Annotated in this window: 9 protein-coding genes; 8 read left to right on the forward strand and 1 reads right to left on the reverse strand. The window is 37.3% G+C overall.

What is annotated here, in order from left to right; genetic code table 11:
* Nucleotides 1-66: 66 nt before the first annotated feature.
* The 3 genes from ubiE to coaBC all read left to right on the forward strand — a co-directional run bounded on the left by ubiE (nt 67) and on the right by coaBC (nt 3,928).
* A complete protein-coding gene (gene ubiE / locus ACFILY_RS00570; RefSeq protein WP_273790210.1) occupies nt 67-849 on the forward strand; it encodes a bifunctional demethylmenaquinone methyltransferase/2-methoxy-6-polyprenyl-1,4-benzoquinol methylase UbiE in 783 nt (260 codons plus the stop codon).
* A gap of 2 nt (nt 850-851) precedes the next feature.
* Entirely contained in the window at nt 852-2,438 is a 1,587-nt protein-coding gene (ubiB, locus tag ACFILY_RS00575; RefSeq protein WP_273790209.1) for a 2-polyprenylphenol 6-hydroxylase, read from the forward strand.
* A 68-nt stretch (nt 2,439-2,506) separates the two neighbouring features.
* Nucleotides 2,507-3,928 carry a bifunctional phosphopantothenoylcysteine decarboxylase/phosphopantothenate--cysteine ligase CoaBC gene (coaBC, locus tag ACFILY_RS00580; RefSeq protein ID WP_375630590.1) on the forward strand — a complete coding sequence of 474 codons (1,422 nt, stop codon included), beginning with the start codon at nt 2,507-2,509 and terminating at the stop codon, nt 3,926-3,928.
* 1,861 nt (nt 3,929-5,789) lie between these two features.
* Here coaBC and ACFILY_RS00585 read toward each other — a convergent pair.
* Nucleotides 5,790-6,509: a sulfate transporter family protein gene (locus tag ACFILY_RS00585; protein ID WP_375630592.1), complete on the reverse strand. Its 720-nt coding sequence runs from the start codon at nt 6,507-6,509 to the stop codon at nt 5,790-5,792.
* Between the two features lie 974 nt (nt 6,510-7,483).
* Between ACFILY_RS00585 and accD the strand changes: the two genes are divergently transcribed.
* The 5 genes from accD to ACFILY_RS00610 all read left to right on the forward strand — a co-directional run bounded on the left by accD (nt 7,484) and on the right by ACFILY_RS00610 (nt 15,242).
* Nucleotides 7,484-8,404, forward strand: a complete 921-nt coding sequence (accD, locus tag ACFILY_RS00590) for an acetyl-CoA carboxylase, carboxyltransferase subunit beta (protein ID WP_375630594.1) — start codon at nt 7,484-7,486, stop codon at nt 8,402-8,404.
* A gap of 4 nt (nt 8,405-8,408) precedes the next feature.
* Nucleotides 8,409-9,728 (forward strand): folylpolyglutamate synthase/dihydrofolate synthase family protein, encoded by a 1,320-nt coding sequence (locus ACFILY_RS00595; RefSeq protein WP_273790205.1) that lies wholly within the window; start codon nt 8,409-8,411, stop codon nt 9,726-9,728.
* 43 nt (nt 9,729-9,771) lie between these two features.
* Entirely contained in the window at nt 9,772-10,770 is a 999-nt protein-coding gene (locus ACFILY_RS00600; RefSeq protein WP_273790204.1) for a complex I NDUFA9 subunit family protein, read from the forward strand.
* Between the two features lie 574 nt (nt 10,771-11,344).
* On the forward strand, nt 11,345-12,742 hold the full coding sequence (gene ahcY, locus ACFILY_RS00605; RefSeq protein WP_273790203.1) for an adenosylhomocysteinase: 1,398 nt from the start codon (nt 11,345-11,347) through the stop codon (nt 12,740-12,742).
* A gap of 34 nt (nt 12,743-12,776) precedes the next feature.
* Complete coding sequence (locus ACFILY_RS00610) at nt 12,777-15,242, forward strand: PAS-domain containing protein (RefSeq protein ID WP_375637246.1); 2,466 nt, start codon at nt 12,777-12,779, stop codon at nt 15,240-15,242.
* Nucleotides 15,243-15,271: the final 29 nt, after the last annotated feature.

A 15,271-nucleotide genomic window follows, 5' to 3' on the forward strand; every position in this document is an offset into this window, starting at 1 on the left:
TTTCGTAGTTGAACATTCCCTCTCTATTTCATTTACGATAAAAGAAAAATAAGGAAGATCATATACATGGCAATTGAAACAGAACGTGTAGGAACCAAGGGTGGCATGGAGCACTCTTTTGGTTTTACAAGAGTAGATGAAACGCAAAAACAATCCATGGTGGATGGTGTGTTTCATTCTGTCGCTGAAAATTATGACAAGATGAATGATATCTTATCCTTAGGGCTACACCGTGTGTGGAAAAATTCCATGGTTGCTTGGCTTTCCCCACCAGCACTTTCTCATTGGAAAGTTCTTGATGTCGCTGGCGGTACAGGTGATATTGCTTTTCGTATTCTTAATGCTTCACGCCAAAAAGCCCATGCTACAGTACTTGATATTAATGGCTCAATGCTCAGCGTTGGCAAAAAACGCGCACAAAAAAATGGTCTTGCCCCTCTGATTGATTTTGTTGAAGCCAATGCAGAAAATCTACCTTTTGAAGATCAAAGCTTTGACGCTTACACGATTGCTTTTGGAATTCGCAATGTTCCTCATATTGATCAAGCTCTTAGAGAAGCTTTTCGTGTTTTAAAGCCCGGTGGACGTTTCTTATGTTTAGAATTTTCAAATGTCGAGATGCCTTGGCTCGATAAAATTTATGATCTTTGGTCTTTCCATGCTATCCCTACGCTGGGTCAATTTATCGCAAATGATGGCGATGCTTATCGTTATTTGGTTGAATCTATCCGCAAATTTCCTAAGCAAGATGATTTTGCCCATATGATCAAGCATGCGGGGTTTTCGCGGGTATCGTACCGCAATCTCACCGGTGCGATTGCAGCGCTGCATTCAGGTTGGAAAATTTAAAAATGGTGCAAATTTCCCCTTACTTTCAATTGATGCGTGCAGGATGGGTTTTAACACGTGAAGGTGTTTTAAGTGCTCTTCCTCATGATGATCTTCAAGGATTTCCAGCGCTATGTCATCGTATAGCGGGCGCATTAGCAAGACGCAAAACAAAAAAGAAACAGCGATCTGAAAATATTTCGTATGCCATTAATAAGCTTGGACCCTCTTACATAAAACTTGGTCAATTTCTTGCAACAAGGCCTGATATTGTCGGCCATGATATTGCGAAAGATTTGTCACAACTACAAGATCGCGTCCAAACATTTTCTTGTACCGCCGCTATTGCTCAAATTGAAAGTTCTCTTGGTCGCTCTATTGATGATTTATTCGTAAATTTTTATCCCCCCATTGCCGCCGCTTCTATTGCTCAAGTTCATCCAGCTGAATACAGTGATGAAACTGGCCATACGACAAAATGTGCTGTAAAAGTTATTCGTCCCAATATCAGAGCACGTTTTTCTAAAGATCTTAGAGGATTCTATCTCATTGCTCATTTACAAGAGCGCTATATCCCTGCCTCTCGAAGGCTTCGTCCTGTTTGTGTAGTGGATACTTTAGCACAAACAACACGGCTTGAAATGGATTTACGCCTAGAAGCAGCAGCTATATCTGAAATGGCTGAAAATATTCAACATGATACAGGCTTTCGGGTTCCACGTATTGACTGGGAACGGACAGGACGTAATGTCCTTACAATGGAATGGATTGATGGTATAAGAATATCCGAAACTTCCAAACTTAAAGAAGCAGGTTTTGATTTGAAGGCGCTCGCTATTACGCTTATTCAATCTTTTCTTCGCCATACATTGCGTGATGGTTTTTTTCACGCCGATATGCATCCTGGTAATTTATTTGTAGATGAAAAAGGATGTATTGTTGCTGTTGACCTAGGCATTACAGGAAGGCTTGGTAAAAAAGAAAAGCATTTCCTTGCTGAAATCCTTTATGGCTTTATTACCCGCGATTACCATCGGGTTGCACGCGCCCATTTTGAGGCAGGTTATGTTCCTTCACACCATAATATTGAAAGCTTTGCGCAAGCCAACCGCGCTATTGGCGAACCAATTCACGGACAATCAGCACAAAGCATTTCCATGGCTAAATTGCTCACTTTATTGTTTGAAGTCACTGAATTATTTGACATGCAAACGCGACCTGAACTTTTATTGTTGCAAAAAACGATGGTTGTTGTGGAAGGCGTTGCCCGCACATTAGACCCCACTTTTAATATGTGGAAAGCTTCTGAACCCGTTGTCAAAGAATGGATTAGTAAAAATTTAGGACCCGTAGGCGTTGCAAAAGACTTTAGTGAAGGAGCACAAGCTCTCCTTTCGCTGGCACGCAAAACACCACAATTGGTTCAAAATTTCCAACGGATAGAAGAAGATTTTAATCAAATGAGAAAAACAGGTTTTAATCTTTCTCCTACTACCCTCAAACAACTTGCTGTGGAACAAAGTCATCGAAACCGTTATGGTCGTTATAGCCTTTTCATCATTGCACTTTGTTGCACTTTTCTTACTTTTTACTTTTTTCATCTTTTCTAATCTCCTTAATATGCTAAAAATATCAACAATGAAATCATTGCAATCATTTTATTTCTTGGAGGTATTTTATGGCCAGTATTACCATTCGTAACCTGTCTCCTGAAACCAAAGAAGCTTTGCGCATACGCGCCGCGCAAAATGGTATTTCTATGGAAGAAGAAGTCCGACGCCTTTTAAGCAATCCCACTCCTCTCACCACACAACCCCTTCATGCTAGTGCTGTTGAAGTGAAATCATTGAAATCAAAATCTCTTCTTCTTATTATTGGTGGAAGTATTGCATCCTATAAAGCACTTGATTTGATTCGCCGTTTACAAGAACGTGGAGCACACTTAAAAGTTGTAATGACAAAAGCAGCGCAAAAATTTATTACGCCTTTAGCCGCTGAAGCTTTAAGCGGTGGTACTGTATATACTGATTTATTTTCACGCGAAGAAGAACATGATATTGGACATATCCGATTAGCACGTAACGCTGACCTTATTATTTTAGCCCCTGCTACAGCCAATCGCATTGCAAAAATAGCCAATGGCATAGGAGATGATCTGACTGATTGCATTCTTTTAGCGGCACGCTGTCCACTCTTAATTGCACCCGCCATGAATCCGTCCATGTGGGCGCATCCTGCCACTATTCGCAATGTTGCACAACTGCGCGCAGATGGCGTTCATATCATCGGACCAGAAATCGGAAATATGGCTGAACGTGACGAGATAGGATATGGGCGTATGAGCGAACCTTTAACTATTGTTGCTACCATAGAGGCTCTTTTGAATGGGCATGAAAAACCTCTCTCTGACCGCCATTTCATCGTTACCTCTGGCCCTACCCATGAACCAATTGATCCAGTACGTTATCTTGCTAATCGGTCTTCAGGTAAACAAGGTCATGCCATCGCAACCGCTCTTGCGCATTTGGGTGCAAAAGTAACACTTATTTGTGGACCTGTTAATCTTGCAGACCCACAAGAAGTAAAAACCATTCATGTTGAAACAGCACAACAGATGTTACAAGCCGTTCAAACCGCATTGCCTGCTGATGGCGCCATCTTTGTTGCCGCTGTTTGTGACTGGCGCAGTCAAACGCAGTCTTTACACAAAATTAAAAAGAATGCTCATAAAATACCACCATCCCTTCATATGGTCGAAAATCCTGACATTTTAGCAACGATTGGACACGCTCCAAACCGCCCCTCACTGGTCATTGGTTTTGCTGCAGAAACATGTGATATCATTGCCAATGCGCAAAAAAAATGTGTTGAAAAAGGAGCTGATTTCATTCTTGCTAATGATATTTCTCTTCAACTAGATGGTACAGGTGTCATGGGTGCTGATACAAATCAAGTTTATCTCGTAAGTAGAAAAAAAGTTGAACAATGGCCCCATATGAGTAAACAACACGTAGCGCAAAAATTAGCAAACGTGATTGTATCATTTTTTGCCCCCAAAACACCTACTCCTCATGAGGAAAATATACCCCTTTGCAAATAATAACTCTTCAAACGCGTTGATATTAAAAAAACCTATAAAATAGAACTGACAATAGGTGTCTATCCATCTCGATTGTTATACAATATTTTTGATTTATAATGATAATCTCGCATTGTTCATATTAAATTAGAACCCAAATATCGTAAGATTCTCTCATTTCCAATCTCTCTCATGTTAAGGCAATAAAAATCATTTTCTTGCACATTGCAAACAAGGATAGCTGTATGAATACAAAACGTTTAAGAAAGAACTAAAAACGCTTATAATGGGCCGTCTCGGGCAACACTGAGGATGATGGCGCCAGCGTGCTCTTTTTATTAAGCGTAAAGATAGTGATGCCCTATAAGTTTTATATTATTCACGAGAACTTTGCCCTTATACCATTCATGGGCGCGATTGCGAAATGGGTGTGACGAGCATTGGGAAATATTTTTTTTAAAATCCCGTATCACCTTAGCCTTCATAAAAGTAGGATCTCTTGCACCACTGTCTCCCCAGCTTATAAAAAAACAAGCTATCATTCACTTTGGCTACCATCAATTTTGACAAAGCTCTTGCACTGGATAAAATTTATAAAAAGCATTTTCTTTCTTCAATGTTTTTATCCTCATATTGGTCATATTTATGATATGCAAATAAATGATTTTGATTGTTTCATGATGAGAGCAGCTAATGAGAAAATATGACAACTTTATTTGGAGCTCTTATTCACTATGAAAAATAATATATAAATCAATATATTATAATATCTCAATGCAATTTAAAGCATATCTCACACTGACGCTTATAAAGAGTATAGACAAAATTCATTGCACCACTGTCTAAACTGACGCCTTTATTATTTTCCTCAGTGATCGGTCTTTAAGATTAAATGTGTGTGTCCTCTCTCCAGAATACCAAGACCACAAAGATTAGAATTTTATCCATGATATCCTCACATTGTAATGATTCATGAAAAGCATTTTTATTCCTCTATCGAAAGCCTTGTATCCATACATTGGTCTCGTCTATAATGTGCAAGTAAATAATTTTTTGATGTTGAATAGAGACTTTGAAATTAAAGAATATTTCTATATTTTGGATTCTTATTCAAGTTGAAAATGATCAATTCTCTTCGTAAATTAATGGTGTTATTATCTAAAAATTATTTGATACAGTGCACCACTTGTACGAAAAGTGCTTCAATGAATTCTTATTTCATTGCACTTATAGCTTTTAAAATCTCATCATTTTTAATCATCAGTGGTGTCTCTCATTCTTTGCTTCTTCTTAAGAAAGAGCTCTTCCATGGGATCGGACGGTCAATCGCCTAAGCTTATTTTTTCCACTTTTATCATATTAATCATTTTCTATCTGTTGCCCAAAATCAGAATATCTACGGCGCTACTACGTTACTCCTATATAACTACGTGCTTATTTTACACAGATATCTTTCAATAATTGCCAAAACACTCTTATGAAGAGTATACACTCTCCATGAATGGTATAAAATACTTTATGCTATCCATTGTTACTGAAATATAAGGTACAAAGCGGCACCATCATACTCTTTTTCAGTTTTCAATGCGACGATAATGTTTGCATTAAGAGGATTCATAAAAGATATTTCACGCCTTTTTGAAAGTACTTTTATCTGCACACCACCTCCGTTTATGACATATTAACAAACGATTTCAATTGATCTAATATGAATAGGACTAAAATAAGAAATCCTCATGATATTTAGGTTTTTCATTCATGTTGTGAAACAATAAATTATCATTATAAATCAATATATTGCTTTAATAAAAGATAAAGCATAAAATTTTATATTATGCTTTCTTTGGCTAGCAAGTTTTATTAACCTTAAAGTCAAGGAACACTATTTTTGTGTAATGCGTGCCATGGTCTTTTGGGAAAGCATTTTGTGTAAATATGTCATAAAGGCGGCTGCAAAAAGCGGTGTTGCTAAATTAAGAATTGGAATTGAAACAAAAAGCGCTATCAATAATCCTGCACCAAAAACCGTTGTGTAATGAGTATGTAAAAAAGCACGTGCATCTTGCTCTGTTCGAAAACGATAAGCAGCAAACAAGAAATATTCATGACCGAGCAAATAACCATTAATAAGATAAAAAGCAATTAAATTAATACCTGGTATGAAGAATAAAATAAAAGCAATTCCATTACCAAGAAGGCTTAAAATAACAAATTTAAAGGAAATGATAAGAGAACGCCGAAACGGCAAAGCTTGTCCAATAGGCTCGTTTGGGTAATCCTCTTTTTCAATAATTTCAGCAGCAGAGTCAATGAAAAAACCACCAATCATAGCTGCGATTGGTGCAATCAAAAAAGCCAACAAAAGAGCCAAACCAAGATTAAAAATGATAAGCATGCTAAAACCAATCCATCCTGCCCAACTAGGGAGTCCAGGAAGAAATTGTGCAATCCAGGGCCAAAAGTAAGACACAAAAAGTTGGTGCACACATAACCATAAAATGGTGAGAGTGAAAAAAGTAACCCCCAATGCTTTCAGTATCATAATACGATATTGCGAGGTCAAAAGACGTTGTAAAGCACGATAAGCAGCAGTAAAAATCATAGATTAATAAACTAAGGAAAGACGCAAAAAAAACAAGAAATATATTTAAAGAATGTACTGTATAATTTTTTCTTTCTTTGAACTACAAGATTTTTTTCAAGAACATTATAAAAAACGGCTAGGGCTTCTTTGTTTAAAATAAAGTTTTAATGAATAGAAATTTTGAATTTTAAAAACCAAGAAGAATTCAAAAAGCAGCTGTTGTAGAAGAAATTTTTAATATTTTTGTACAGAGTGTAGATTATTGCATTTGTATGATATATGTAAAAAATTAAGGAATAATAACTATTTGGGAGGAAAGTTGTTTACTTTTATTTATTCAGTAGAGTTGTTTAACTTCGTTTAGCTACGTGCTTAATTGTTTTGCACAATTCCTAATACTCTGTACTTTTCTACTATTTGGCGGCATGCTTTTTCCTCTTGTTTTTATTCAAAACAATATTGAGTTCAATGGAATAGGAGTATTTTGAGCGTATTCAATTTTAATTGTAAAAAGCATACGCTTTAAAGAAACCTTTTGAAAAAAACCTTGCTCTGATGTTAGCGTTTCGCTAATATAGCGTTGTCGTATTCATTATCTTTAATGGATTATTTTAGCCTTGTTAGCGCCTTATACTATAAGGTTTCTTTTCTTCAAAACTGTTGATACGAATGATTAATTGGATATTCATTTTTATTAAAAAATAAGGCGTTTGTTAACCACACAAGGAGTGAATTTTAATACCAAAGTAAAAAATAAAAAAATGTAAGTTCTTAAAACTTATGAGAAATTTATTATAGGAAATACTCTTCATGATGCATATGATTGTTATGATATGGGAAAAATTAAAAATTAAAAAACAAGCTATACGTACACTGATAAAAGTATTAAATAGACTCCTTTGTTCAACCGGTAAAGCAAATGTGACTGCTTAAGTTCTATATTCTTTCAAATCATGCAAAAGATGCACAATATTTAAAGGAAGGTTATAAAGATGAACTGGATTACAAATTATGTTCGTCCTAAAATTAACTCTATATTGGGGCGCCGTGAAATTCCAGAAAATCTATGGATTAAAGATCCTACCAGTGGTGAAATGATCTTCCATAAAGATCTGGAAGCTAATCAATTTGTAGCTCCCAATTCTGGCCATCATATGCGTATCAGTGCTAAAAATCGTCTCATGCATTTTTTTGATGATGGTGTTTATACAACTCTTGAAAATCCAAAAGTTGTAACAGATCCTTTAAAATTTCGTGACGAAAAACGCTATATTGACCGGTTAAAAGATTATCGTTCTAAACTTGGTGTTGATGACAATATTTTAAGTGCACGTGGTACGATTGAAGGCTTACCAATTATTGCAATCGTTCAAGATTTTGCCTTTATGGGTGGATCACTCGGTATGGCTTCAGGAGAAGCTATTATCAAAGCTTTTGATACTGCTATTGCTGAAAGGCGCCCGCTGGTTCTTTTTGCTGCTTCTGGTGGTGCACGCATGCAAGAAGGAACACTCTCGTTGATGCAAATGCCTCGTACAACAGTAGCGATTGAAATGTTGAAAGAAGAAAAACTTCCCTATATTGTTGTGCTGACCAATCCAACCACCGGTGGTGTTACTGCTTCTTACGCCATGCTTGGTGATATTCACATTGCCGAACCTGGCGCTATGATTGGTTTTGCTGGTCCACGTGTAATTCAACAAACTATACGCGAAACCCTACCAGAAGGTTTTCAAAGTAGTGAGTATCTGCTTGAACATGGTATGATTGATATGGTTGTATCGCGTTTAGACATGAAAACAACCATTGCACGTCTTTTACGCTTGATGATGAAACGCCCTGCTGTTTTTAACCCTTCTGATCCATCCCCAACAGACTCTCAAACATCGCTTTCTACAACAAAAGCAGCTTAAATTTATGCAACAAAGCCAAATACAAAGGGTGGTGGATGATTTACTAAAAAATTATCCGAAAAAATTTGATCTTTCTTTAGAGCGTATTGTTCACCTTTTAGAGCGTCTTGGTAATCCACATTTAAAACTTGCACCTGTTATTCACATCGCTGGAACAAATGGCAAAGGATCTGCCTCAGCAATTTGCCGTGCTCTTTTGGAAAGTGCAGGCTACCGCGTTCATGTCTATAGCTCACCTCATCTCGTCAACTGGAATGAACGCTGCCGGTTAGGTCAAAAAGGAGGTGGTCAACTTGTTACAGAAAACCAATTAGCTGAGACAATCCATGAAATTATAAAAGTAAATCGTCAAGAGCCGATTACTATTTTTGAAATTTTTACAGCCGCTGCCTTTATGCTGTTTAGTATACATCCGGCTGATGTTGTCATTTTAGAAGTTGGATTGGGAGGACATTTTGATGCTACCAATGTCGTTAACAAACCAGCTGTATCACTTATTATGCCCATTGATTATGATCATGAGATCTTTCTTGGAAAGACAATTGCTCAAATCGCTTTTCAAAAAGGAGGGATTATCAAACCAAACGTTCCTGTAGTCATTGGAAAGCAAAATTATGAAGAAACTCTTGCTACTCTAATACCCCTTGCTAATAAAAATAAAGCATCTTATTCTCTATTTGATCAAGATTATCAAAGTTATAAAGAACATGGACGTATGGTTTTTCAAAACAATCAAGGTCTCATGGATCTTCCCCTTCCTAACCTTATTGGAGACCACCAAGTTGCTAATGCTGGCGCGTCTCTTGAAGCAGTCTTTCAAGCAGGTTTTCAACTTTCAGAACAAGCCATAAATGATGCTTTGAAAAATATTTATTGGCCCGCACGAATGCAACATCTTACCCAGGGACATTTGGTTGATCAACTGTCTCCTAATATCGATTTATGGTTAGATGGTGGTCATAATCCTGCTGCTGGAAAAGTTATTGGAGCAGAACTTGCACAATGGAGAAAAAAAACAGATCGTCCTATTATTATGATTGCTGGCATGCTCAATACCAAAGATGCTGTCGGTTATTTTCGTTCCTTAGCAAACCTTGTCGATAAAGTATATACGATACCGCTGATTAACAATAATGCAAGTATCTCTCCAATAAACTTAGCTGAATCAGCGCAAAAAGCAGGAATCCTTGCTACTCCACAAGCTCATCTACAAGATGCTTTGCATAAGATTAAGGTGGAATATAAAGAGGCAATTGTCCTTATTGGTGGTTCCCTTTATCTTGCGGGCGATATTTTGCGTGACAATAAAACACCTCCGTGCTAAAAATTAGCCATTTTTAAAACTTTGAAAGATAGACTTTTTCATCATGCAACTTGATTGTGCACTTTATCAACATCCTAAACTTATTACTGTTTTTGGCGGATCTGGTTTTGTAGGACGACATGTCGTTGAAACTTTGACTAAGCGGGGGTATCGCGTTCGTATCGCTGTTCGTTGTCCACAAAAAGCTTATTACATGCTTCAAATAGGAGAAGTAGGACAAACCCAAATGCTTAAAACAGATATCAAGCATCGTGCTTCTGTTGCACGCGCATTGCTTGGAGCTGATGCAGCAGTGTTTTTGCCTGGTAGCTTAAAACAAGCAAATCAATCGAATTTTAAAAAAACACAAATTGATGGTGTTTACAATGTTGCTGAATTAACAGCAGAAACTGGTATTCCGCTAATCTATATGTCAACACTTGTGGCTAACGAGAATGCTTCATGTCTTTATGCACGTGTTAAGTTTATGGGTGAACAAATCATTCATAACAAGCATCCTCAAGCAATTATTATCCGTCCATCCGTTATCTTTGGACCAGAGGACTGTTTCTTTAACACCTTGGCAGATTTGTCACGTTTTTTACCAATTATGCCTCTTTTTGGAGGTGGGCAAAGCAAATTGCAACCCGTGTATGTTGGTGATGTTGCTGAGTTTATCGCGCGCGCTTTAGATGGACAAGTTGCTTGGGGAAAAAATTATGATCTTGGTGGTCCCCAGATTATCACCTTCCAAAATACTCTTGAAAATATACTCAAAATTATTCACCGTAAAAAAACAATCCTATCCATGCCCCTTTCTGCTGGTCTATTGATTGGAGGAATTTTGGGAACAGTCGGTAAATTGCCTTTTGTACCAACACTCGTAACAGCCAATCAGATACGTTTTTTGCAAATGGATAACATTGTTTCTAAAGAAGCTATAGAGAATGGATATACTCTAGAAGGTGTGGGAATTACCCCCAGAGCAATGGCAGCATTCTTGCCAAGTTATCTTTGGCGATTTCGTCCACATGGTCAATTTTCCCAAAACCTATTCGTTTAGAATAAATTCTTCTAAAACTGAGTTAATTATTTGATTTATAATTCATCGCTCGTTGTTAGCAGTTTTAAAATCAGAGTGTTCAATAGAGTGATGTTTTTACATTTTAAATACTCTATTCAGTATCACAAAAAATGTTTAATCGTATATCTATAGTCTTTTGATAAAAATCTTTGAAAACAGAAGAAAAGCACTTCTTATAAACTGTCTTTATCCAAGAGCAGATGCAATATTGGAATCCTAAAGAACAGATTCTGAATTGCCTATTCATAAACATGATAGCCTATGGCTTTGCATTATATTATTTTGCTAAAAAGCTTAATAATGAGATTAAAGTAATACTTCCTTTTTCAACAACCGCATAAGTGAGTAGAATATGGGTATACTACTTTCGATATTATCCCATAAAAAATCGATATAAAAACTGTGAAGCAATGCACCATTTTTATTATTTAAAAGGTATTCCCTCTAGAGATTTTTAAAGAGCTTTTTCACATAGAGAAGTCCTCTTCTTGTCTTGCATTTTTTTTTAATTTCTCCTACCGTCTTGGAAAAACTTATTTTAAAGGAATAAAGAATGGCAGCTCAAGATTTTGTTGTCAAAGATATTGCACTTGCCGCTTATGGTCGTAAAGAACTTAATATTGCTGAAACTGAAATGCCTGGTTTGATGGCTTGTCGTAAGGAGTTTTCTTCCAGCCAACCTTTGCGCGGAGCGCGTATTTCTGGCTCATTGCACATGACAATTCAAACAGCTGTTTTAATTGAAACATTAAAAGCCATTGGCGCCGATATACGGTGGAGCTCTAGCAATATTTTTTCTACGCAAGACCATGCAGCAGCAGCTATCGCCGCAACTGGCATTCCTGTATTTGCCGTTAAGGGTGAAACATTGGAAGAATATTGGACTTATATAGATGCAATCTTCCAATGGCCAGATGGTAATCCTTCCAATCTTATTTTAGATGATGGAGCTGACGCCACAAACTATATTTTAATGGGAAGTCGTGCAGAACAAAATAAAGATATTTTATCGCATCCCAAAACAGAAGAAGAAGAAATTTTTTTCAAACAAATACAAAAGCGTATGGATGCAACGCCAGGTTTTTTTACACGACAGCGTGCAGCAATTAAAGGTGTAAGCGAAGAAACCACAACAGGTGTAAACCGTCTTTATCAGTTACAAAAAGAAGGACTTCTACCTTTTCCTGCTATTAATGTTAATGATAGCGTCACTAAATCAAAGTTTGATAATAAATATGGATGTAAAGAATCATTGGTCGATGGTATTCGACGTGGAACAGACGTGATGATCGCCGGTAAAACTGCCATTGTCTGTGGTTATGGTGATGTAGGTAAAGGTTCAGCAGCATCTCTTTCTGGTGCTGGGGCTCGTGTTAAAGTAACAGAAATTGATCCCATTTGCGCTCTTCAAGCCGCTATGGATGGCTATGAAGTTGTTAATTTGGATGATGCTGCTTCCAGTGCTGATATTATCATCACGACAACAGGCAATAAAGATGTTGTTCGTTTAGACCATATGCGACAAGTAAAGGATATGTGTATTCTTGGAAATATTGGTCATTTTGATAACGAAATCCAAGTCGCTGCCCTTAGAAATTTGCCATGGACAAATATAAAACCACAAGTTGATATGATCACCTTTCCCGATGGAAAACGCATCATTTTGCTCTCTGAAGGGCGTTTGTTAAACCTCGGGAATGCGACTGGGCATCCTTCTTTTGTCATGTCAGCCTCGTTTACTAATCAAGTTTTAGCGCAAATTGAACTTTTTACCCGTGCAGAACACTATACAAATGAAGTCACTGTTTTGCCTAAACATCTTGATGAAAAAGTTGCACGTCTACATCTTGATCGGTTAGGAATAAAATTAAGTGTTTTATCAGAAGAACAAGCCGCCTATATTGGAGTCTCACCACAAGGACCTTATAAACCAAACCATTACCGTTACTAATACGTTTCCTTGGGTTAAAAAAGGGAAAGATGCCGTGCCTAGCTTTGGTGACTATAACCCCAAAGAAAAAGCTCAAAAAGTGATCCGAATCTATACGTATATATTTTGCCTTTTTTTCTTTTTTTCTCCAACATGCGCTGTTGCTCAGTCATTGGAAGGTTATTTACCATTTTTCTTCACTTTTCCAAATAGTCCATGGCTGCTTTTAGCGCTGTGTGGAGGAATTTCTTGTGCTTCACTTCTCTCGTGCATAGCTGTTACCGTGCGTGCAAAAAAAACTGCACAGAAGCCTTTGAAGATACTTCAGGCAAATTTTTCTGAAAAACTTAAATATTATGAATGGCTTCTGAAAGAAACCGAGCAATTCCTTCTTATTTGGGAAAATCCAACAACCTTACCCCGTGTTGTTGGTGCTCTTTCTGCATTGCAAAAAATAGGAATCGATCAGAAAGATTTTCAGCGTTTTGAGCTCTGGGTTGAAGAAAATTCTCTGCGAGAACTTGATTATGCATTGACTCAACTACGTTGTAAATGTCACCCTTTTGATCTTTCTATCACCACCACAAACAATGTACTGCTACAAGTTACAGGAGTCATCGCAGGAACAGTCGCTATTGCTCGTTTTCAAGATATCTCAAAACAACAGAGTGAAAATGCTCGTTTACAGAAAGATATCGCCCGCCTTCTTACTGAACTGAGAATGCAGCGTAATCTTCTTGATCTTATTCAAGAGCCCGTATGGATAAAAGATTGTGAAGGAAAAGTTTGTTTTATCAATCGCGCCTTTAGAGAAATGACAGACTTTCCTGAAGACAGTGATGACGTGGGGGATCTTTTCAATGAAAATACACAACGCAAAACAGATGAAACAGAAACAATTTTTCAAGAACATGTTCATACGGTTATTGGTGGAGAACGGCACCGTTTTCATCTCACACGTATTACAACAGCTGAAGGAATGGCAGCTTTTGCACGTGATGACAGCGCATATGAAAATCTTGCTCATGAATTAAGATATGTTCTTCAAAGCCATTGTGAAACACTTGACCAAATTTCAACAGCTGTAGCCATTTTTGATACAAACCAAAAATTAAAATTCTGTAATCATGCTTTCAAAATTTTATGGCCGTTGGAGAGTTCTTTTTTAGAAAGTGAACCAAGCCATACATTGTTTCTTGAACGTTTACGTGAAAAGGGGCTCATTGCTGAACACCCTGATTGGCGCGCATGGAAAGAAGAACTTTTAAAAGCCTATTGGCAAACAGAATCAAACCAACAAATTTGGAATCTTCCAGATGGGCGTACGGTGCGTGTTGTCTCGAACCCTCATCCACAAGGAGGTGTCACTTGGCTGTACGAAAACCTTACAGAAAAAATTGATCTTGAGCGCCGTTATAATACACTTATTAAAATACAAGGTGAAACACTTGATAAACTTTCTGAAGGCGTGGTCGTTTTTGGTACTGATGGACGCCTTCGCTTATCGAATCCTGCCTTGTCGAAATTGTGGTCTCTTCCTTATAATTTGCTGGTAGAAGGAACCCATATTACACAGTTACAAAGCCATTGTTCAGCCTTAACCTTGGGGACAGAATGGGATCAGTTTACCAAGTTCATTACCGGTTTTGCTGAAAAACGTGAAACATTTTCAGGTCGTATAGATCTTAAAAATGATATGATTATTGACTATACTCTGGTCCCTCTTCCTAATGGACAAACGATGCTTACTTTTGTGAATGTTACGGATACTGTCCATGTTGCTCGTGCTCTTCAAGAAAAAAATGAAGCATTAGAAAGTGCTGATCGTTTGCGTAATGAATTTGTCCAACATGTTTCTTATGAATTGCGCACACCTCTCACAAATATTATTGGATTTTCCGACATTTTACGTGATCAAATTTTCGGCTCTATCAATGAACGTCAACAAGAATATCTTGAACACATTCATTCAGAATCAGGAACTCTTTTAAATATTGTTAACGATATTCTTGATCTTGCTACCCTTGATGCAGGCATTATGGAGTTGGACATAAAATCGGTTAACATTGCCGATGCTATGATACAAGCAGTAGCACGCGTAGAAGATCGCCTTAATGGACGTCATATTACGCTTTTACAACAAATTTCCCCTTCCTTAAATTCTATTTCTGCTGATGAAAAACGCTTGCATCAAATTTTTGTGAATGTACTGAGCAATGCTATTAATTTTGCAACGGAGGCGAGTACTATTGAATTTTGCGTCGATGAACAAGATGATAACATTGTCTTTAGCGTTCACAATCAGGGCTCTGACATCCCAGAAGACGTCCTTGATCGTATTTTTAAACGTTTTTCTTCCCATTCACACCATGGTGGGCGTGCGGGAGCGGGTCTTGGCCTTTCCCTTGTGAAAAGTTTCGTTGAACTACACGGTGGACATGTTGAAATTCTTACCGGTTCTGGAAAAGGAACAACAGTTAAATGTTTTTTCCCACTCTCCAAAGGAGATAAGATTTTTTAATTTTAACTTTTATGATAACAAAAAATTTT

It is taken from the genome of Bartonella sp. CL25QHWL (assembly GCF_042195335.1).
Taxonomy (GTDB): domain Bacteria; phylum Pseudomonadota; class Alphaproteobacteria; order Rhizobiales; family Rhizobiaceae; genus Bartonella.

Excerpts from the sequence above, each read along its gene's own strand:
- ACFILY_RS00595 (WP_273790205.1), top strand. The coding sequence starts at position 8,409 with ATGCAACAAAGCCAAATACAAAGGGTGGTGGATGATTTACTAAAAAAT.
- ahcY (WP_273790203.1), top strand. The coding sequence starts at position 11,345 with ATGGCAGCTCAAGATTTTGTTGTCAAAGATATTGCACTTGCCGCTTAT.
- ubiE (WP_273790210.1), top strand. The coding sequence starts at position 67 with ATGGCAATTGAAACAGAACGTGTAGGAACCAAGGGTGGCATGGAGCAC.
- ubiB (WP_273790209.1), top strand. The coding sequence starts at position 852 with ATGGTGCAAATTTCCCCTTACTTTCAATTGATGCGTGCAGGATGGGTT.
- ACFILY_RS00585 (WP_375630592.1), bottom strand. The coding sequence starts at position 6,509 with ATGATTTTTACTGCTGCTTATCGTGCTTTACAACGTCTTTTGACCTCG.
- ACFILY_RS00600 (WP_273790204.1), top strand. The coding sequence starts at position 9,772 with ATGCAACTTGATTGTGCACTTTATCAACATCCTAAACTTATTACTGTT.
- accD (WP_375630594.1), top strand. The coding sequence starts at position 7,484 with ATGAACTGGATTACAAATTATGTTCGTCCTAAAATTAACTCTATATTG.
- coaBC (WP_375630590.1), top strand. The coding sequence starts at position 2,507 with ATGGCCAGTATTACCATTCGTAACCTGTCTCCTGAAACCAAAGAAGCT.